Annotated in this window: 1 protein-coding gene; it reads left to right on the plus strand. The window is 74.6% G+C overall.

The features are described from left to right. Positions 1–295: ketopantoate reductase family protein (locus tag OOT08_RS02905; protein WP_325091042.1), on the plus strand; the 295-nt coding region annotated here is incomplete at both ends.

Raw genomic sequence — 295 nt, forward strand, 5'->3', positions numbered from 1 at the left:
CAGACCCGGGCGGAGCCGGCCACCCGGGACCTCGTCAACCGGGCCATGCGCGAGGTCTTCGCTGTGGCGCGCGCCGACGGAGCCGAGCTCGGCGACGCGGAGCTGACCGCCATCTGGGACAGCTACCTGCACGGCTTCGCACCCGAAACCACCTCGTCCCTGCAGCGGGACCTGGCCGCGGGCCGGCCCTCCGAGCTGGCCGATCAGAGCGGGGCAGTCGTGCGCCACGCGGAACGGCTGGGCCTGGATGCCCCGGTGCACCGCGCCATCGCTGCCAGCCAGGCCATCCGGGAAC

The sequence above is a fragment of the Leucobacter sp. M11 genome (assembly GCF_035726885.1).
GTDB lineage: Bacteria > Actinomycetota > Actinomycetes > Actinomycetales > Microbacteriaceae > JAPFRB01.